The sequence below is a fragment of the Streptomyces sp. NPDC025273 genome, assembly GCF_040638585.1.
Taxonomy (GTDB): domain Bacteria; phylum Actinomycetota; class Actinomycetes; order Streptomycetales; family Streptomycetaceae; genus Streptomyces; species Streptomyces cinereorectus.
Genome location: NZ_JBEZYP010000013.1, coordinates 193160 through 212103, shown reverse-complemented (window position 1 = coordinate 212103; position 18944 = coordinate 193160). Strand labels below are relative to the sequence as shown.

At 71.9% G+C, this 18944-nt stretch carries 18 protein-coding genes and 2 pseudogenes; 6 read left to right on the top strand and 14 right to left on the bottom strand.

The features are described from left to right. The 3 genes and pseudogenes from AB0F38_RS22165 to AB0F38_RS22155 form a co-directional block, all read right to left on the bottom strand. A pseudogene (locus tag AB0F38_RS22165) lies at window positions 1-261 on the bottom strand (hypothetical protein); the annotation flags it as partial. Window positions 262-349: 88 nt separating this feature from the next. Further along, entirely contained in the window at window positions 350-922 is a 573-nt protein-coding gene (locus AB0F38_RS22160) for a hypothetical protein (protein WP_361895970.1), read from the bottom strand. Window positions 923-1131: 209 nt separating this feature from the next. Further along, window positions 1132-2262, bottom strand: coding sequence for a glutathione-independent formaldehyde dehydrogenase (locus tag AB0F38_RS22155; RefSeq protein WP_361895967.1), 1131 nt, complete (start codon window positions 2260-2262; stop codon window positions 1132-1134). A gap of 463 nt (window positions 2263-2725) precedes the next feature. On the opposite strand from AB0F38_RS22155, the pseudogene AB0F38_RS22150 reads away from it, so the two are divergent. After that, window positions 2726-3043 (top strand): annotated as a pseudogene (locus AB0F38_RS22150) (transposase); the annotation flags it as partial. A gap of 21 nt (window positions 3044-3064) precedes the next feature. Here AB0F38_RS22150 and AB0F38_RS22145 read toward each other — a convergent pair. Continuing rightward, window positions 3065-4030, bottom strand: a complete 966-nt coding sequence (locus AB0F38_RS22145; RefSeq protein WP_361895964.1) for an NAD(P)-dependent alcohol dehydrogenase — start codon at window positions 4028-4030, stop codon at window positions 3065-3067. 108 nt (window positions 4031-4138) lie between these two features. Here AB0F38_RS22145 and AB0F38_RS22140 point away from each other — a divergent pair, with 108 nt between their 5' ends. Further along, the gene (locus AB0F38_RS22140; RefSeq protein WP_361895961.1) at window positions 4139-4819 is read left to right on the top strand and encodes a helix-turn-helix domain-containing protein; all 681 of its coding nucleotides are present in this window, start codon (window positions 4139-4141) and stop codon (window positions 4817-4819) included. A gap of 62 nt (window positions 4820-4881) precedes the next feature. Here AB0F38_RS22140 and AB0F38_RS22135 read toward each other — a convergent pair whose 3' ends face one another. The 6 genes from AB0F38_RS22135 to AB0F38_RS22110 form a co-directional block, all read right to left on the bottom strand. Continuing rightward, window positions 4882-5373, bottom strand: a complete 492-nt coding sequence (locus AB0F38_RS22135; protein WP_361895958.1) for an NUDIX hydrolase — start codon at window positions 5371-5373, stop codon at window positions 4882-4884. Between the two features lie 114 nt (window positions 5374-5487). Beyond that, window positions 5488-6099, bottom strand: a complete 612-nt coding sequence (locus AB0F38_RS22130; protein ID WP_361895955.1) for a dihydrofolate reductase family protein — start codon at window positions 6097-6099, stop codon at window positions 5488-5490. A 68-nt stretch (window positions 6100-6167) separates the two neighbouring features. Then, window positions 6168-6713, bottom strand: coding sequence for an SRPBCC family protein (locus tag AB0F38_RS22125; RefSeq protein ID WP_361895952.1), 546 nt, complete (start codon window positions 6711-6713; stop codon window positions 6168-6170). 104 nt (window positions 6714-6817) lie between these two features. Further along, window positions 6818-7717, bottom strand: coding sequence for a hypothetical protein (locus tag AB0F38_RS22120; protein ID WP_361895949.1), 900 nt, complete (start codon window positions 7715-7717; stop codon window positions 6818-6820). Then, entirely contained in the window at window positions 7714-8727 is a 1014-nt protein-coding gene (locus tag AB0F38_RS22115) for an SPFH domain-containing protein (RefSeq protein WP_361895946.1), read from the bottom strand. Before AB0F38_RS22115 ends, AB0F38_RS22120 begins: the two co-directional genes overlap by 4 nt. A 205-nt stretch (window positions 8728-8932) precedes the next feature. Further along, window positions 8933-9562 carry a TetR/AcrR family transcriptional regulator gene (locus tag AB0F38_RS22110; protein ID WP_361895943.1) on the bottom strand — a complete coding sequence of 210 codons (630 nt, stop codon included), beginning with the start codon at window positions 9560-9562 and terminating at the stop codon, window positions 8933-8935. A 162-nt stretch (window positions 9563-9724) separates the two neighbouring features. On the opposite strand from AB0F38_RS22110, the gene AB0F38_RS22105 reads away from it, so the two are divergent. Together AB0F38_RS22105 and AB0F38_RS22100 are read left to right on the top strand one after the other, a co-directional pair. Beyond that, the gene (locus AB0F38_RS22105) at window positions 9725-10546 is read left to right on the top strand and encodes a phosphatase PAP2 family protein (protein ID WP_361895940.1); all 822 of its coding nucleotides are present in this window, start codon (window positions 9725-9727) and stop codon (window positions 10544-10546) included. Beyond that, complete coding sequence (locus AB0F38_RS22100) at window positions 10543-11598, top strand: hypothetical protein (protein WP_361895937.1); 1056 nt, start codon at window positions 10543-10545, stop codon at window positions 11596-11598. Before AB0F38_RS22105 ends, AB0F38_RS22100 begins: the two co-directional genes overlap by 4 nt. Here AB0F38_RS22100 and AB0F38_RS22095 read toward each other — a convergent pair. Then, a complete protein-coding gene (locus tag AB0F38_RS22095) occupies window positions 11572-12165 on the bottom strand; it encodes a PadR family transcriptional regulator (protein ID WP_361895934.1) in 594 nt (197 codons plus the stop codon). The genes AB0F38_RS22100 and AB0F38_RS22095 overlap by 27 nt on opposite strands. Window positions 12166-12193: 28 nt before the next feature. Then, window positions 12194-14209: an NADPH-dependent 2,4-dienoyl-CoA reductase gene (locus AB0F38_RS22090; protein WP_361895932.1), complete on the bottom strand. Its 2016-nt coding sequence runs from the start codon at window positions 14207-14209 to the stop codon at window positions 12194-12196. Window positions 14210-14436: 227 nt separating this feature from the next. On the opposite strand from AB0F38_RS22090, the gene AB0F38_RS22085 reads away from it, so the two are divergent. Continuing rightward, window positions 14437-14967 carry a DoxX family membrane protein gene (locus tag AB0F38_RS22085; RefSeq protein ID WP_361895929.1) on the top strand — a complete coding sequence of 177 codons (531 nt, stop codon included), beginning with the start codon at window positions 14437-14439 and terminating at the stop codon, window positions 14965-14967. Between the two features lie 58 nt (window positions 14968-15025). Beyond that, complete coding sequence (locus tag AB0F38_RS22080) at window positions 15026-15868, top strand: DUF1206 domain-containing protein (protein WP_361895926.1); 843 nt, start codon at window positions 15026-15028, stop codon at window positions 15866-15868. A 22-nt stretch (window positions 15869-15890) separates the two neighbouring features. Here AB0F38_RS22080 and AB0F38_RS22075 read toward each other — a convergent pair whose 3' ends face one another. Further along, the gene (locus tag AB0F38_RS22075; protein ID WP_361895924.1) at window positions 15891-17270 is read right to left on the bottom strand and encodes a deoxyribodipyrimidine photo-lyase; all 1380 of its coding nucleotides are present in this window, start codon (window positions 17268-17270) and stop codon (window positions 15891-15893) included. After that, window positions 17267-18778, bottom strand: a complete 1512-nt coding sequence (locus tag AB0F38_RS22070; protein WP_361895922.1) for an SDR family oxidoreductase — start codon at window positions 18776-18778, stop codon at window positions 17267-17269. Before AB0F38_RS22070 ends, AB0F38_RS22075 begins: the two co-directional genes overlap by 4 nt. Between the last annotated feature and the right edge of the window lie 166 nt (window positions 18779-18944).

Genomic DNA, 18944 nt, shown 5'->3' with positions numbered 1-18944 from the left:
CGTCGGCGTCGGCGTCGGCGTCGGCGTCGGCGTCGGGGCAGTGTTCTCCGCGACCGGCACGGCCGTCTCCTCGACATCAGCACCACCGCCCGGACCAGCGAGAACCTCGACCAGAACCTCCCGCGCAGTCACGAACCGTTCCCAGAACAACTCCGCGTCGCGCAACTCGGCAAGAACCCGGTCCGCTTCCTCACGCAACACCTCAACCCGCTGCCGGGCACCCCGTTCCCGCTCCTCCAGCAACCCCACCACCGACGGCATCCCCGAACCTCCACGACCAAGACGACACGACGAGTCCTGTCTGCCACAGAACCCGCCACACCATGCATGACCAGCAGAAAGTCAGCGATCAAGTACGGAAAGACAACAGCCTCTCAATGCAGACGCTACGAACGTGAAGCAGGACGGTGTGATCGTCGGCAGGCTCGTCGAGCTCGCGGGTGCGTGTATTGAACAGGAGCGACACCTCGGCATGCTTGCGCTCACCAGGGAAATCCAGCTCAGATGCATCCGGCCAGCACAGCCACTCCCAGTTGATCCAGCCCCTGCTCGGACCGATCGCCGCTGCGAAGACGTCCTCAATTCTTCCAATCGGCAGGTGGTCGAGCTCGCACGTCACGGGCAGCCGTCCTTCGTACACCGTCGGATCGGTCGGCAGATCAAGCCCTGCGAGGCCAGCCACCAGCGGGGGCCACTGCGCCCGTGGCACTCCGTCGACCTCTCGATAATCAAAATCCCCCGCGTACTGCCCCTGGGGCAGCTGCCTCGCCACCCGCTGCACCTCGGCAACTGAGCAGAGCTCGGCATACACGGTGACCCGAGAGTCCTCGCGGCGGCCGAACTCCATCAGACGGCGCGCGGTGCTGAGAGCTAGGCCGAGGTCGGAAGTGCGGAAGACGGGGTAGGCGATGTCGTTGGACATGCGGGCGACTGTGCCACGACCCGTCTTCGCAGGTCACGGAATTTCCGCTGCGAACCGCTGAGGCGCCCATAGGGCCACGATCAGGTGACGTCGCTGAAGAGGCTCACTGTCGTGTCCCACCCGCCCGACCGGCGGGCGCCGTCCTCGGAACGGACACGCCGCAAGGACGGCATGGCCAGTGTGACGCGAGAACGTTGGCCGCGCCGCTGTCAGGGCTTGAGCAGGACCTTGGTCCAGCCGTCCTCCCGGCGGTCGAAGCGCTGGTAGGCGTCCGGAGCCTCGGCGAGTGGGAGCCGCTGGGAGACCAGGAAGCTGGGGGTGGCCCGGCCGGCGATGATCAAGTCCCGCAGTTGCCGGTTGTAGGCCTTGACGTTGGCCTGGCCCGTGCCCATGCGCAGGCCCTTTTCGAAGAACTTGCCGATTTTGAAAAGCAGTTCGCCCTTCTGCGCGGACTCGGTGGGACCGCCCGGGTCCGAGGGTACGTACAGTCCGACCACTCCGAGCGTCCCGGTCGGGCGCACTGCCTCGACCAGGCTGTTGAGCACCAGCGCCGGTTGTTCCTCCCCCTCGGCCGCGGTCGCCTGGTAGCCGACGGCGTCGATGCCCTTGTCCGTACCCTCGCCGCCGGTACGGTCCTTGATCTGTTCGACGGCGTCGCCCTGGCCGAAGTCGATGGGGATCGCGCCGATGTTCTCGGCCAGCCGCAGTCGGTCCGGTTGCTTGTCGACGACGAAGACCTTGGAGGCGCCGCGGATGATCGAGGAGTAGGCGGCCATGAGCCCGACCGGTCCGGCGCCGAAGACGCACACCGACTCGCCCGGCGAGACCTGGGCCAGTTCGGTGGCGTGGTAGCCGGTGGGGAAGATGTCGGCCAGCAGTGCGAAGTCATCCTCGTGCTCATCGCCCTGGGGCAGCTGCAGGCAGTTGAAGTCGGCGAACGGCACTCGCAGATACTCCGCCTGGCCCCCGCGGTAGGGGCCCATCGACACATAGCCGTACGCGCCGCCGGCGAAGCCCTCGTTGACGGTCAGACAGAAGCCGGTGTATCCGGCCAGGCAGTTCCTGCAGAAGCCGCAGGCGACGTTGAACGGCAGGACGACCCGGTCGCCCTTGCGCACGCGGGTGACTCCGGAGCCGGCCTCCTGGACGATCCCCATGTTCTCGTGCCCGAACACGATGCCGGACTCCGCGCCTGTGCGCCCCTCGTACATATGCAGGTCGGAGCCGCAGATGGCTGACGTCGTGACCTTGATGACCACATCGGTGGGGGCTTCGATCCGGGGATCCTCGACCTCCTCCACGGCCACGCTGAAGGGTTCCTTGAAGACGACCGCTTTCACTGATGCCTCCTCTGGTGGCGTACGAATCTCCGTTCCGGGAGACGCACTGAGGCGGCAACATCTACCATATTAGGAGCAAATGGGGACGAATGTTTGCCGAGGTGTCAAGTATCGGGATCACTCCGTCGGACGGGAGCCGGCGCCGAAGACGCACAGATGGACACCGCGGTCAGCGGCGACACCCTGACCATCACCCCGGACCAGGCTCTACCGACCGGCGCTGGAACCGCGTATCCCGTGTACATCGAGCCGAGCTGGGCCTGGGGCGAGGGGCAGCACCGGACCCGCGTCCACAAGGCGTACCCCGACAACTCCTACAGGGACGCCACGGGCGACGGCCGCGTAGCCTACGAGGCGGAGACGCGCGGTTCGAATGCGTCCATCCGCTCCGGCCGCCCCGCACCCGTAGCGGAATCGGCCTCCGCGTCGGAGCCGTCCGCAGGCCGGGGGACGGCCGGGGCCGGGCAGGCCCCGCAGGCGGCCGGACCGGGTGCGGGCCGACAAAGCGTACGACTCCCGCCGCAACCGGGCCTACCTGCGCAGACGCGGGATCAAGGCGACCATCCCGGTCCCCGCCGACCGCGTCCGCAACCGCCAGAAACTCGGTGCCCGAGGCGGTCGGCCGCCGAAGTTCGACAAAACCGACTACCGCGAGCGGCATGTCGTCGAGTGCGGGATCAACCGCCTCAAGCGCCACCGGGCCGTGGCCACGAGATACGACAAGCTCGCCGTCCGCTACGAGGCGACCGTGTTGGTCGCAGTCCTCAACGAGTGGCTGTGACCAGCACCTTCCCAACAAACCCTAGTCGACCCTGACCACGTACTTCCCCCGCACACCGCCCGCCTCCAGCGCCCGGTGTGCGGCCGCTGTCTCTTCCAGCGGGAAGACCGTGTCCACCGCCGGCCGCAGCTTCCCCTCTGTCACCTGGCGGGCGAGGTCGTCGAAGAGCGCACGTTCGGGGTTGCCGCTGAAGAAGCGCACCCGGCCGCGTCCGTGGACGGCGCTGGCCGCGATGTAGCCCAGCGAGGCGGCCGGCCGCGTCAGGTCGAAGGCGATGGTGACCATGCGTCCGCCCGGCTTCAGCATCCGCCGTACGGTACGCAGGTCGGTGCCCGCCGTGTCGAGGACCACGTCGAACAGCCCCAGTTCCGCAGGGGACACGGTCCGGTGGTCGACGGCGTGGTGGGCACCGAGCGTACGGACGAAGTCGAGGTTGGCAGCGCGGGCCAGGGCCGTGACCTCGGCACCGTACGCCTGTCCCAGCTGGACGGCGGCGTTGCCGACGCCGCCCGCCGCGCCCCGTACAAGCAGCCGTTCGCCGGGGCGCAGTGCGGCCTTGTCGCGGAGGGCCGTGACGGCCGTGGTGGCCACCGGCAGCGCGGCAGCGGCTACGAGGTCCAGTCCGTCCGGGACCCGGCCGAGCCGCTCGGGCCGTACCGTCACGTACTCGGCGGCGCTGCCGAATCCGGAGCTGCGGCCCAGGACGCCCCACACCTGGTCGCCGACCGCTACGCCGGTCGCGCCGGTGCCGAGTGCGGCGATCTCGCCAGTGAAGTCCAGCCCGATGCGCTGCGGGAACTTCCGGCCGGTGACGAGGCGGGCCCGACCGGAACGGGCCGCCAGTTCGCCGCCGTTCACGCTGAACGCGCGCACGCGCACGAGGACCTCGCCGGGTGCCGGTCCGGGACGTGGCACCCGGCCCACATACAGCACCTCGGGGCCGCCGAAGCGGTCGAACAGTACGGCTTTCATCGTGCGGTCGTCCATCGTTGCGTTCTCACCTTCGCCACCAGTGGCCGTGCGGGGGATCGTGGCGCCGAGCGTAGGCTGGCAAGCGGACGAGATCGTCCATTTGACCGGAGGTGAGAGACAGCGGTGGGGGAATCCTCTCGGATCGCGGGGCAGGACAGTCTGCGGGCGGACGCCCGGCGCAACCGGCGGCGCATCCTTTCGGCTGCCCGCGTGGTCTTCGCCGAGCACGGCATCGACGCGCCCATGGCGACCGTGGCCCGGCGGGCGGGGGTCGGCGTGGCGACGCTGTACCGGCGTTTCCCGACGCGGGACGCACTGGTGCGGGCCGCGTTCGCGCACCAGATGGACACCTGCGCTCGGGCGCTCACCGAGGCGCTGGCCGACCCCGATCCGTGGCAGGGCTTCCAGCGACTGGTCGAGACGGTCTGCGAACTACAACGGGAGGAACGGGGCTTCCCGGCCGCGTTCGTCGCGGCCTTTCCGGACAGCACGCGAGAACACGCGCGGGTACGGGAACAGGCCGAGCGGGACTTCATGACCCTGGTCCGCAGGGCTCAGGCGGCGGGCGTGCTGCGGGCCGACTTCCACCCCTCCGACTTTGCCGTGGCCCTGTTGTCCCACTGCGGTCTGGTCACCGCATTGCCGGATGACCGTGCCGCGTCCCGGCGTCTGGTGGCGTACTTGCTCCAGTCGTTCCGCGCCGAGGCGGCCCACGGAGCGCTGCCAGCGCCGAGCGCACTGTCGCTGCGCAGTCTTCCGCTCGCAGCCCACGGCTCCCAGGGACAGCGGTCCTCCGGAACCTGATACGAAGCGGCGCCTGCCGCGTGGCCGCCCTTCGGGCGACCGCGCCACTTTCGCAACAGGCCCTAGGCCGACGGGGCGATCGGCAGATGATGGGCCGGCGGGTGCGTGATGCCGAGGTCCGGACGCCATGCGGCGAGGATCTGGGCCGACGGATCGAACAAGGCGCTGGGCAGCGCGTCGGGTTCGGTCCAGTGCCAGGCGCTGATGAGATGAGGCTCGGTCACTTCGGCCGTGGCCGAATCCACGGTCACCAGCGCCGCCATGCTGATCCGGTGGATGCCGGCCACCACGTCGTGCACCATCGCGAAGACCGTCACCGCCTCCTCGGCCACGGTCAGCCCGGTCTCCTCGCGCAGCTCACGCGCCGCGGCCGCGGCCACCGACTCGTGCGTCGGATCGACCTTGCCGCCGGGCAGCTCCCAGGTCCCGTCGCGGTGCCTGCCGAGCAGGATCCTGCCACCGCGGTCCTGCACGACGACCCCCACCCCGAAGCCCGCCTGCGCCTTCGGCGGCAGAGTGTTGCGTGTGGGGATGTTCACGGAGTCGGCTGCCATGCCTCTGCTCCCGGTGCGTGTCGGTGGGGTGCGGTGCCGGTGGGGTACCGCACCCCTATTCTCGGTGATCTCCGCACGGGTCTGCCGCAGGGCGTACGCACCGGCGCGGAGTGCCTACGCGTGCGGCCCGTACGTCCCGTACTCCGGAAGTCCTGTCGATTCGTAGACGTGGATCGCCAGTCCGCCTGATGTCGTCCCGTTGCTCAGGAGCCGCAGGCCTGCCGGGGCACCGTCGTCCGGGAACAGGCGCCGGCCCGCGCCGACGACCACCGGGGCGATCACGAGGCGCAGTTCGTCGATCAGCCCGGCAGCGAGCAGGGACCGGGCCAGCCGGGCGCTGCCGTGGATCTGCACCTCGCGGCCGGGCTGCCGCTTCAGCGCGGCGACCTGGGCGGGGATGTCGCCGGACAGGATCGTGGTCGGCTCCCACCCGGCCTCGGTCAGGCTGTGGGAGGCGACGTACTTCGGCAGGCCGTTCAGGGTGCCGGCGAACGGGTGCTCGGTCATCCTCGGCCAGTCGCGTGCGAAGTTCAGGTAGGTACGGCGGCCGAACAGGAACGCGTCCGCCGCGGCGAGCCAGGTACCGGCCTGCTGTTCGAACTCCTCGTCCAGGTGCGGCACGAACCAGCCGCCCCGGGTGAATCCGTCACCGGTGTCCTCGTCCGGGGACCCCGGGCCCTGGCAGACGCCGTCCAGCGACAGGAATTCCTGCAGAACCAGTCTCATCGCGCACCACTCTCTCTCGGGCAGGGACGTGTCCGTACTGCCCCGGAGACATCGTGCCGCCCGAGAACTCATCGGTCCCGGAGGCCTCGCCGATCCCGGCCTCCCGGACCCGCCTCGGGCCCGGCTCGGGGTGCAGCGGGCTCGATGCGGCCGAGCGCTTCGACGTACGACGCCAGATTGGCCAGCGAGGAGGCGATCCCGGCCTCGTGGTCCGCCTGGGAGATGCCCGGTGGCACGTCCGTCGCGGCGACGGTGACCTCGGTTCCGCCACCGGCGGCGGCGAGGTGCCAGGTCATCGTCATGGTGCCCGCGTACGACGGGTCGTCGGCCTCGAACACGGCCCGCTGCACCACGCGCTCCGGTGGCACCAGGTCGACGAACCCGACGTCCACGACATCGGTCACCTCCGAGGTCTTGCCCGGGCTGTCGGTGGGGTCGAGGTAGGTGAGGACCATCCGGAACCCGCCACCGGGCCGGGGATCCCACCGCTCGATCCGCCCGCGCATGCCTTCCGGAGGCAGCCAGGTCTCGAGCGCCTCCCGGTCGAGGAGAGCGCCGTAGACAGTCGCAGGCGGCGCGGCGATCACCCGGCCGGCGCGGTCGGTCCTGGTCATGGCCCGATCCTAGGACCACAGAGGTTGCCGTCAAGGACGACTCCGGTGGTGAGCGGGGGTGAGGCCGGGAGCCGGGTGTGGCAGGCGGCCGACGCGGGTGGCGTTCACACCACCAGGTTCAGCGTCGTGGCCGAGACGCCGAACCGGACCGTCTGACCCCAGGTCAGCTCCAGCGCGTCCGCCTCCATCCCGTCGCCGAACACCACGATCCGGTCCGACTCGACCGTGAGCGTCAGTCCCTCGCCCCGCCCCAGTTCGCCCGCGACCAGTGACGTACCGGTCGCGGGCGACGGCCATGCCTCGCGCACGAACCACAGCAGGCGCTGATCGGACGGGCCCGGCAGCCGCAGCCCGCTGCCGCGTTCTGCCCAGAGGGAGCGCAGCCAGCCCGTCGCACCCGTACCGGTGCCGACCAGCACGCCCGAGGACGCCTGGGACTCGCCGGCGGTCGGGGAGCCGTCCGGGCCGATGCGGTAGCGCGCGGTCTGGTGGCCGGGCGGGCCGGAGAAGATCTCGTTCAGGGCGAGCAGCCGCTGGGTGTCGTCGGCGACGGCCTCGACCATGGTGAGCGCGTCCACCCGGTCCCCGGGCGCGACGGCGGCCCGGCACAGCGCCGCCGCGTCGGGCGCGCGATGGCGTACGAGGACCCCCGGGTTGCGGCCGGGATCGGTGTCGATGCCCACCACCGGCTGGCCGGACAGGTACTTGGCCGCGTTGGCGACCAGACCGTCCTGTCCGACCACGATCACCACGTCCTCGGGACCGAAGAGGAAGCGGTCGAGGTCCGCGCGCTCCACCCGGGACCGGCGCCACTGCAGGGGCACCGCGGCGGCCACGTCGATGAGGGCCTGCCGCGTACGGTGGTGCCGGGCGGCCACCTCGTCGATGGACCGGCCACGGGTGGAGAGGAAGAACGCCGCCTGACCGTGTGTCCCGTGCCGGGCGAGCAACTCCTCGTACTCGGTGGTGCGGTGCACGAGGACCGCACGCGGGGCCAGGCTCACGCCCGCGCCTCAGGACCGGATCCGCCGAGCCGGGCGAGCAGGCCGGTGAGCACGTCGGGGGAGAGGGTGAGGCTGTCGATGCGGGGCAGATTCTCCGCCAGCCGGGTCGCAGCCAGGGCGTGCAGCGTCGCCGGATTCACCTCGGCGTGCGCCCCGAGCCAGGCGGCCTGGGCCTCCGCGCGGGCGGCGCCGATGTCACGCGCGGCCTCCGCCTCGGCGCGGGCGAGCCGCACCTTACGCGCTGCCTCGGCCTCCGTACGCACCCCGTCGGCCGCGGACTTCTCCTCGGCCTCCCGGCGGGCGTTGGTGCCGCGCTGGTCCACCAACTGCTCCTCGCGGCGGGCCAGTTCGATCTGGCTGGCGAGCTCGTTCTCGGCGATGGTGCGCTCGCGCTCGACGGCGACGGCCCGGCGTTCGTACGTGGCCCTGTCGGCCTCCTGCTGGATCTGCTCCCTGGCCGGTGTGCGTAGGGCGCGCTCCACCTCGGCCTCCGGACGGATGGCGACGACGCGGACGGCCACCACGTCGATTCCGGTCGCGGGCAGCCGGGGTTCGGCCGCGAGGCCGCCGGCGACCCGTTCGCGCACCGAGGCGACACCGTCCACGAGGGCGGTGGCGAGCGGGGTGCGGGCCAGGACGTCCAGGGCGTGCTGCTGCGCGGTCTCGGTGAGCAGGGTGGCGATCTGCTCCAGCGGCGCACTCCGCCAGACCCCCGTGTCCGGATCCACGGAGAAGTCGAGCCGGGCCGCGGCCTCGGCGGGGTCGCTGATCCGGTACGTGACGGTCGCCTGGACGGTGACGTCCTGGAAGTCGCCCGTACGGGCGTGGAACGCCATCGCCAGCTCGCGGTCGTTCACCGGCACCTCGGAGAGCGCGGCGGACAGTGACCGGTACCAGAAGCTGAGTCCCGGGCCGTCGTGGGTGAGCCGTCCGCGCTTGTGGTGGCGGATGTGGGCGGTGGGCGCGGAACGCAGGTGCCGCCAGCCGAAGCGCCTGGTGATGTCGGCCATGTCAGGACCCCCTCTTTCTCGTCATCACGACGATAAAGAATTCCCTGGATATCGTCAAGAGGACGAAAAGGGAGGGTCCTGGACGACGTGCGGCCGGCCGGTGGTTCGCGTGGAAACCGCCGGCCGGCCGGGTGTGCGCCGTCCCCGTCCCCACGGTCCGGCGCGGCGGGCCGCCGTCAACCGCTGGGGCGACGGCCCACGTTCATCAGGACCCCGGTGGGGTCGGCGGCAGCCCGAGTGCCGGGAGCACGGAGCTCTCGATGAAGCCGGAGAGGAACGCGTCGTCCGCGTACCGCCCTTCCAGCAGGGGCCGGGCTCGCATGATGCCCAGCAGTTGGGCCGAGACGTACGCCGTCGCGGGGTTGTCCGCCGCGATCTCCCCGCGCTCGACCGCGCGCTCGACCATCGCGTCGATCGCGGCGATCGACGGTGCGATCAGTGTCTCGCGCAGGGCGCACAGCAGCTCGGGGCTCTGGAGCGCGGCATGGCTGAGGGCGTGCATGAGGGTGGTGTCACCGCTGGACGCCTCGTCGATGGCCTGTGCGGCGCTGTGCAGGTCGCCGCTCAGACTGCCGGTGTCGATGTGCGAGAGCAGGGTCCTGCGGGTGCCGTGCAGCGCGGCGACGACCAGCTCCGGCTTGGAGCCCCACTGGCGGTAGAGGGTCGATTTCCCGCACCGGGTGCGCGAGGCGACGCCCTCCATGGTCAGCGACTCGTAGCCGCTCTCCCTGAGCAGGTCCAGCACGGCCGTGTACAGCTCCTGTGCCCGCTCCGGTGTGATCTTCGACCGACGTGAAGCGCGTGCTGACTCCTGTGCGGAATCGGGCGACGGCATCTGCTTCCCTCTCTGCGAATCTGCGACGAGGACCCTCGGTACGCCAGTGTACCGATACGCGCGTGTACCGATACGTTCGCGTATCGGTACACTGGCGTATCGATACGGCACGGGCTCCGCCATGCCGGCACGACAGCGCTTCGGCAGACAGGAGGCACGGGGGTGATACGCACCCGCGGTGAGCCTGTGGACCGGCAGTCGGCAGTCCCTGCCCGGCCTCCCCTCGTCCGTGAGCTCCTTCTCGTCGCCGGACTCTTCCTCGTCTACAAACTCGGCCGGCAGGCCGCGAACGGCCACGTGGAGGAAGCCTTCCGCAACGCCGGACACGTCTGGGACCTCGAGCGGATCCTGCACCTCCCCGGCGAGGGGGCGGTGCAGAGCGTGCTGCTGCAGAGCCGGACGCTCGTCCAGGCGGCGAACACCTACTACGCGACCGTGCACTTCCCGGCCACCCTGCTGTTCCTGGTCTGGCTGTACCTGCGCCGCCCGCACCACTACGTCCGGTCCCGGCGGATCCTCGCCGCGCTCACCGGTGCCGCGCTCGCCCTGCATCTGCTCTTCCCGCTCGCACCGCCGCGGATGCTGCCCCCCGCAGGCCTCGTCGACACCGGCCAGGTGTACGGCCCGACGGTGTACGGGGACGCGCCCGCCACCGACTCGATGGCGAACCAATTCGCTGCCATGCCCTCACTGCACTTCGGCTGGGCCCTGGCGGTGGCGGTCGGGCTCATCGTCGCCACCCGTTCCCGGTGGCGCCCGCTGTGGCTGCTGCACCCGCTCGTCACGCTGCTCGTCATCGTCGGCACGGCCAACCACTACTGGCTCGACGCGATCGTGGTCACCGCGCTGCTTGCCGTCGCCTTTGCCGCGCTGCGGCCACCCGGCCCCGCGCCGGTGCGCGCGCACCTGCCGTGGCCGTCCGCTCCGGTGCCCGCCCCGGTCCACGCGGCCCCGGCGTACGCACGGTCCGGAGCCCCGCGATGAACGCCACCCTGGCAGCCGTCGCGCTGTCCTTCGTCTCCGCCGGTGCCTACGCGGCCGCCGCGGTGGCCCAGTCCCGGCTGGCCGGGCGCACCGCACCGTCCACCGGACTGCTGCGGCTGCTGGGCAGCGGTGCCTGGTGGTCGGCGGTCGGGCTGAACGCCGGCGGGGCGCTGCTGCACGTCGCCGCGCTGAAGTACGGACCGCTCACCCTGGTCCAGCCGCTCGGCGCGCTCACCCTGGTCCTGGCCGTCCCGCTCGGCGCCCGCGCCGCGGGGCGCCGTGTCAGCCGCGCCGAATGGCGCGGCACGATCCTCACCCTGCTCGGTCTCGGAGCGCTGCTGAGCGCTGCGGGCGGGACCGCGCCGCACGACACGCTCACCCAGGCCGAGGCGCTCGGGGCCGGCGGCGTGACCATGGCGCTCGTGGCCGTACTCGGCCGCCCCGGCGCACGCCCCGGACTCCGGCACGCGGCGGCGTCCGGCATCACCTCCGGGGTGGCCTCCGCGCTGACCCAGACCCTCACGGTCGCCGCCACCGATCACGACGGGCCGCTGCTGAGCTGGCGGCTGATGACCGTGGCGCTGCTCGTGTCCGCCTTCGCCCTGGGCGGCCTCCTGCTCTCCCAGACCGCGTACCGCGGCGGCCTCGGCGCCCCGCTCGCCGTGGTCACCCTCGCCAACCCGGTCGCCGCCGCCGCGATCGGTCTGGCCCTGCTCGGCGAAGGCCTCCGGAGCGGCACGGCCGGGCTGGTCCCGGCACTCCTCGGGGCGGCGGCCGCCGTACGGGGTGTCATCCTGCTCAGCCGCGCGCAGGAACGGACGATCCCCGGGCGGCCCCCGCGGCGAGCGTCGCCGGTGTCGCGAGTGAGCCGTCACGGGTCGTCATCGGCAGCCCGCGAGACCTGCGCCGGCGAGCGCCCCGGCCCGAGCGGGACACGGATCCCGTCTGCGGACCCGGGTAGAACCTCTCGTCCGGAGCATGCCGGGCTCGCGGGGTCCGGCCTGATCCGGACGAGCGGCCCGAGGTCACCGTCCGGATCGTGCCGCGCGTGATCCGGACGAAGCGCGCCAGAGGCCCTTGTCCGCCCCGGTCCCTTCCAGATCGTCGATCGCCCTGGTCAGCCAGCCCGTCCAGAACGTCTCCAGGTCGATGCCCCCGCGCAGCACCAGATGCCGCAGCCGGTCCTCCTGCGCGGTCCGCTCCGGCGGGAAGTCCCGCTTCTCGATCTCCCGATACTCCTCCAGCTGCCGCCGGTGCAGCGCGAGGTGCCGGTGCAGCTCCCCGGTCAGGCCGGGAGCCCCGACCACCGCCGCCGCCCGCATCCGCAGCAGCAGCGGGTCACGGACGGGCCGCGGGTCCTCGGCGAGCGCCACCCAGGCCGCCAGCTCCTCGCTGCCTGCGGGCAGCACCTCGTACTCCTTCTTCTGCCCGCGGGCCGGCTGCGCGGCGGGCAGCACCCGGATGTGACCGGCCCGTTCGAGCTTCCCCAGCTCGCGATAGATCTGCTGGTGCGTGGACGGCCAGAAGTAGCCGATCGACCGGTCGAACCTGCGGGTCAGCTCCAGCCCCGACGACGGCTTCTCGAGCAGGGCGGTGAGGATCGCGTGCGGGAGTGACATGGGGTGCATCCTAGGGACGGGCCCGAGGTCACAGCCCGGCCGCGAGCTCCGTGCCCTGGCGGATCGCGCGCTTGGCGTCCAGTTCGGCGGCCACATCGGCACCGCCGATCAGGTGCACCGGGCGGCCCGCCGCGCGCAGCTCCTCGTACAGCTCACGACGCGGTTCCTGGCCCGCGCACAGGACGACGGTGTCGACCGGCAGCAGGTGCTGCTCGCCGTCGACGGTGAGGTGCAGGCCCGCGTCGTCTATCAGGTCGTAGGACGCGCCCGCGATCATGGTCACGCCGCGGTGGCGCAGCTCGGTGCGGTGGATCCAGCCGGTGGTCTTGCCGAGCCCGGCTCCGACCTTGCTCGCCTTGCGCTGGATCAGATGCACCGTGCGGGGCGTCTTCGGCCGCTCCGGGGCGCACAGCCCGCCCCGCTCCGCGTAGTCGGTGTCCACGCCCCACTGCCGGAAGAACACCTCGGGGTCCAGACTCGCCGCGTCGCCGCCGTCGGTCAGGAACTCGGCGACGTCGAAGCCGATGCCGCCCGCCCCGACGATCGCGACCCGGTCGCCGACCGGGGCACCGTCGCGCAGGACGTCCAGGTAGCTGACCACGCTGGGGTGCTCGACGCCGGGGATCGCGGGGGAGCGGGGCTCGACCCCGGTCGCCAGGACGATCTCCTCGAAGCCGTCCAGCACCTCGGAGGTGGCGCGGGTGGAGAGCCGGAGCTCGACGCCCTCCTCGGCCAGCCGCGTGCGGAAGTAGCGCAGCGTCTCGTTGAACTCCTCCTTGCCGGGGACCCGGCGCGCCACGTCGAGCTGGCCGCCGATCTCGTCGGCCGCGTCGAACAGTGTCACCGAGTGCCCGCGCTCGGCAGCCGTGACCGCACAGGCCAGACCGGCAGGACCGGCACCCACCACGGCGACGCGCTTACGGGTACGGGTCGGCGAGAGCACCAGCTCGGTCTCGTGGCAGGCGCGCGGATTCACCAGGCATGAGGTGATCTGCAGGCTGAATATGTGGTCGAGACAGGCCTGGTTGCAGCCGATGCAGGTGTTGATGGCGTCGGCACGCCCCTCGGCCGCCTTGGCGACGAAGTCCGGGTCTGCGAGGAACGGCCGCGCCATCGACACCATGTCCGCACGGCCCGAGGCGAGGACCTCCTCGGCCAGCTCCGGGGTGTTGATGCGGTTGCTGGTCACCAGCGGTACGGAGACGGCGCCGCGCACCTTCTCGGTCACCCAGGTGAAGGCGCCGCGCGGCACCGAGGTCGCGATGGTGGGGATGCGGGCCTCGTGCCAGCCGATCCCGGTGTTGATGATGGTGGCCCCGGCCGCCTCGATCTCGCGGGCGAGCTGGACGACCTCCTCCAGCGTGGAGCCGCCGGGCACCAGGTCCAGCATGGAGAGCCGGTAGATCAGGATGAAGTCGCTGCCGACCCGCTCACGGACCCGGCGCACGATCTCGACCGGGAAGCGGATGCGGTTCTCGTAGCTGCCGCCCCAGCGGTCGTCACGGTGGTTGGTCGCGGCGACGATGAACTCGTTGATCAGATAGCCCTCGGAGCCCATGATCTCGACACCGTCGTAGCCCGCGCGCTGCGCCAGCGTGGCCGCCCGCACGAAGTCCTCGATGGTCTCCTCGACCTCGTCGTCGGTGAGCGCGTGCGGTGTGAACGCGCTGATCGGAGCCTTGAGCGCGCTCGGCGCGACCAGGTCCGGGTGGTGCGCGTAACGCCCGAAGTGCAGGATCTGCATCGCGATCCGGCCGCCCGCGGCATGGACGGCGGCGGTGACCTCCCTGTGCTGCTCCGCCTCCGCCTCCGTCGTCATCTTGGCGCCGCCGATGAAGGAGCCGGCACGCTCACTGGGCGCGATCCCGCCGGTCACCATGAGTCCCACCCCGCCGCGTGCGCGGGCAGCGTAGAAGGCGGCCATCCGCTCGAAGCCGCGCTCGGTCTCCTCCAGGCCGATGTGCATCGATCCCATGAGGACCCGGTTGGGAAGGGTGGTGAATCCGAGGTCGAGCGGGCTCAGCAGGTGGGGGTAGGGGCTCATCCGGGTCTCCTCGCACAGTGTCGTCGTGCCAGTTGTAGACGAGGCGCACACCGTTATGCAACTAGTTGCACAATGACGTACGTCGCACTCGGTGGCTCCCAGGACACGGTGCCGCACGGGCGGCTCCCGAACGGCCCAGCTCCGCCGCACGCTGCCGTCCGGGCCCGACGACAGTGGATCCGTACGGTTTCGCACCTCCGTGCGTTCCGCGTCGACGGGAGACTCCCATGACCTGCACCAACCGGCGTGACCTCGGACTTCTGGTACTCAGGGTCGGCACGGGAGCCGTGCTGGCCGCCCACGGCAGTCAGAAGCTGGCCGGCTGGTTCGGCGGCGGAGGCATCGAGGGCACCACCCGGGGGATGGAGGCCATGGGCTTCCACCCGCCGAAGTACAGCGCCGTCGCCGCCGGCCTCGGCGAGGCCGGCGGCGGGGTGCTGCTGGCCCTCGGCCTCGCCACCCCGGCGGCCGGAGCCGCCGCGGCCGGCACGATGGCCGGTGCGGTCGCCGTCCACGCGCCAGCGGGCTTCTTCGCGATGGGCGGGGGCTACGAGTACCCGGCGTTCCTCGGCTTCACCGCCGCCGCGATCGGCCTGACCGGTGCCGGACGCTACTCCCTGGACCACGCGACGCACCACGTCCTCGACCGGCCGTGGACGCTCGCCCTCGCCTTCACCGGCAGTGCCATGGCCGCCGCCGCCGTTCTGGGCCGACGCGCCAAGGGGCAGGTGACGGCGGCGGCCGAGGAGGACGCGTGACCGGGCACCGTGGCACCCGGCGGGCATGGAGCGCCGCTTCGGGGGCAGCCGCCAGTGCATGAAGACGAACGTGTTGTCGACAGGTGGACGTGGTACCGCGCGAAGAGCCGCGAACAGCAAGACCGTGGCCGCCGGCGCCCGGGCCGGATTCGTGGCGCGCGGGGTGATCTACCTTTTGGTGGGAGTGCTCGCGCTGCGCATCGCGTTCTCCGACAGCGGCGGGCAGCAGGCCGACCGCGGCGGCGCCATCGCCGAGATAGCCGGGAAGCCCTTCGGGAGCGTCCTGCTGTGGGTGCTCGGAGTGGCACTCGCCGGGATGGCCCTGTGGCGCCTGTCCGAGGCACTCTTCGGCCAGGCGGGCCCCGACGGCGACAAGCCGGGCAAGCGGGCCATGGCCGCCGGTCGCTTCCTCTTCTACGGCTTCGTGTCGTACTCCGTGCTCTCCTATGCGGCAGGCGACCAGGGCAGCGGCAGCGGATCGAGCGACAAGCAGACCGACGACGTCACCGCACGGGCCCTCCAATGGACGGGCGGCCAGTGGATCGTCGGGATCGCCGGCGCGGCGGTCGTCGGCGCCGGGCTCTGGATCGCCGTCCGGGCCGTGATGCGCAAGTACCGCAAGCACCTGAAGATGTCCGAGATGACGAAGCGGGTCCGTCGGGCCGTCGACTTCACCGGCGTCTTCGGCGGCGGCGTCCGCGGCATCGTCTTCGCGACGGCGGGCGGGTTCGCCGTCGCCGCTGCCGTCCAGCACGAACCGGGCCGCGCCAAGGGCATGGACGACACCCTGCGTTCCTTCACCGACACCCCGGCGGGCCCCTGGCTGCTCGCACTGATCGCGCTCGGCCTGGCCGCCTTCGGCGCCTTCTCCTGGGCCAACGCCCGCTGGCGCAAGGTCTGAACGGCAGCCGCACCGGACCGGCTCAGTCGAGCCCGCGGGCGTCCCTGAACCGGGCCAGCCCCTCGGCCAGACCGACCAGCGGCTCCGGGTAGTCGCACCGGGCCCGCTCCGCGGCGCGCAGTTTCCAGGGCTCATGGACGGCACCGCCGTCGATCCCCGCGAGCTCGGGCACCCAGCGGCGTACGTACGCGCCGTCCGGGTCGTACCGCTTCGCCTGCAGCACCGGGTTCAGCACCCGGTTCGGGCGGCTGTCCGTGCCCGTCCCCGCCATCCACTGCCAGTTGAGCTGATTGTTGGCGATGTCCCCGTCCACCAGCAGATCCAGGAAGTGGCGCGCACCGACGCGCCAGTCCACGTACAGCGTCTTGACGAGGAAGCTGGAGGCCAGCAGCCGCCCCCGGTTGTGCATCCAGCCCTCGTGGAGCAGCTGGCGCATGGCGGCGTCGACCAGCGGATATCCGGTGCGGCCCGCCTGCCAGGCCGCGAGGTCGTCGGCCGCCGACTCCGCGGTGCGCCAGCGGTCCCGCTGCGAGCGGTAGTCGGAGCGGGCCGCCGACGGGCGGGCGGCCAGGACCTGGTGGTGGAACTCCCGCCAGCACAGCTGCCGTACGAAGGCCTCCGCACCCGGGCCGCCCGCGGGGCGGGCCCGGTGGACCAGCTCGGTGGGGGACAGCGTGCCGAAGTGCAGGTGGGGGGAGAGGCGCGAGGTGGCGTCCCCGGCGAGATCGTCGTGGCGTTCCTCGTACCGCCCGATCCCGTGCCGGAGCCACGCGGTCAAGCTCCTGCGGCCCTCGCTCTCCCCGCCCTCGGCCAGCCCCCGTGACACCCCTGAGATCCCCGCCCGGGACGGCGGCTCCGCCGACCCGGGTCCCGCCGGGACGCGCACAGCGCGCGGCGCGCCGAAGGGAGTGCGCAGCTGCGCTCCGGACCAGCGGCGGAAGTACGGCGTGAACACGGCGAAATGGTCCCTGCCCGCACCCGAGGGGGTCACCGCACCGGGTGCGACGGCGGTGATCACCGCGTCGTGCACATGCAGCCGGCAGCCCTGGGAAGCCAGCGCCCCGCGCAGCCGCTCCTCGCGTCGCTGGGCGTACCCGCTGACACCCGCAGCCACGTGTACGTCACCCGCACCCGTCTCGGAGACGATCCGGCATACCTCGGCCGCCGCGTCTCCCGGGCGGATCACCAGGCGTCCCCCGCGGTCGCGGAGCCCCGAATCCAGGTCCCGGAGACAGTCGGCGAGGAACGCGCGCCGGTTGGGAGCGGGGAAACCGGCGTCCTCGATGGCGTCGTCCAGGACGAACAGCGGGACCACCTCGTCCGCCGATGCCAGGGCCGCGTGCAGCGGCGGATGGTCGTGCAGCCGCAGATCGGAGGTGAACAGGACGACCGAGACGGTCATGCGGCACCACCGGCCGCCTCGCGGCCCGCCGCCCGTGCGATGTTGCGTGCCATCCCGCCGAAGACGAACGCGTGGAACGGCGACACGCTCCACCAGTACGCATGGCCCAGCAGGCCGGCCGGGTGGAAGACGGCGCGCTGCCGGTAGTGGGACCTGCCGTGCTCGCCCTTCTCCGCGTACATCTCCAGCCAGGCCAGACCCGGCAGCCTCATCTCGGCGCGCAGTCGCAGCAGATGGCCGGGCTCGATCTCCTCGACCCGCCAGAAGTCGAGCGAGTCGCCGACCCGGAGCCGCTGTGCGTCCCGCCGTCCCCGGCGCAGACCCACCCCGCCGACCAGCCGGTCCAGCCGGCCCCTGACCGCCCACGCCCACGGGAGCGAGTACCAGCCGTTCTCACCGCCGATTCCCTCGATGACCCGCCACAGGGCGTCCGGCGAGGCATCCACATCGAGCTCGCGCACATCCGTGTACAGGCTGCCGCCCGCCCAGTCGGGGTCGGTGGGCAGCGGATCGCTGGGGATGCCCGGGGTGGACGCCGAGGACCACCTGGTCGTCACCCTCGCCTCGCGCACCCTCTGCAGGGCGAGGCTGAGGGCGGTCCCGAAGGAGAAGGGCTGCCCCGGTCCGTCCGGGACGTGGTCCGCGATGTCGTGCTCGTGGCACACCACCTCGAAGCGCAGGGACTCCGCGAGCGGGCGGGCGATCGACGCGGGCACCGGCGTGATCAGACCGATCCAGTGACTGGACAGCCCCGGACTCAGTACCGGCACCGGCAGGATCAGCCGCTGCGGCAGTCCCGCCATCCGCGCGTACTGCTGCATCATGTCCCGGTACGTGAGGACGTCGGGTCCGCCGATGTCGAAGGTGCGGTTCACCTCGGCGGGCATGTGCGCGCTGCCCACGAGATAGCGCAGCACGTCCCGGACCGCGATCGGCTGGATCCGTGTCGACACCCAGCTCGGGGTGACCATGACCGGCAGCCGCTCGGTGAGGTAGCGCAGCATCTCGAACGACGCGGAACCGGAGCCGATGATGACCGCCGCACGCAACGCGGTCGTCGGCACACCCGAATCGAGCAGGATGCGGCCGACCTCGGCGCGCGAGCGGAGATGGGGCGACAGCTCCCGCTCCGGGACGTCGGCGGGGGTGAGCCCGCCCAGGTACACGATGCGCCGGACCCCGGCCGCCCGCGCCTGCTCACCGAAGATCCTGGCCGCCGTGCGGTCCGTCTCCTCGAAGCCCGGCCCGCTGGTCAGGGCGTGCACCAGGTAGTAGGCCACGTCGATGTCCCGCATCGCCGCTCCGACGGACTCCGCGTCGGTCACATCGCCCCTGACCACCTCGGCCCTGCCGGCCCAGGGGTAGTCCCGCAGCTTCTCGGGGCTGCGCGCCAGGCAGCGCACCCGGTGGCCGGCGTCCAGGAGCTCGGGCACCAGGCGGCCCCCGATGTACCCCGTCGCTCCGGTCACCAGGCACCGCAGCCCGTCGTCGTCGTTCGTGCTCTCCATGGCCTCTCCGATCCGGCTCGGATGTCCTTCGTCCACGGTGTCCCCCCGCGGGCCGTTCCGCTTGTCGGGGTCGCCGGGCGGGGCACCGGGTGCCGCCGGGAAAGCACCGCCCGGCGCGGCCGGTGCGCTTCGGCGGTGCGGCCGGGCGAGTGAGACGCGAGAGCGG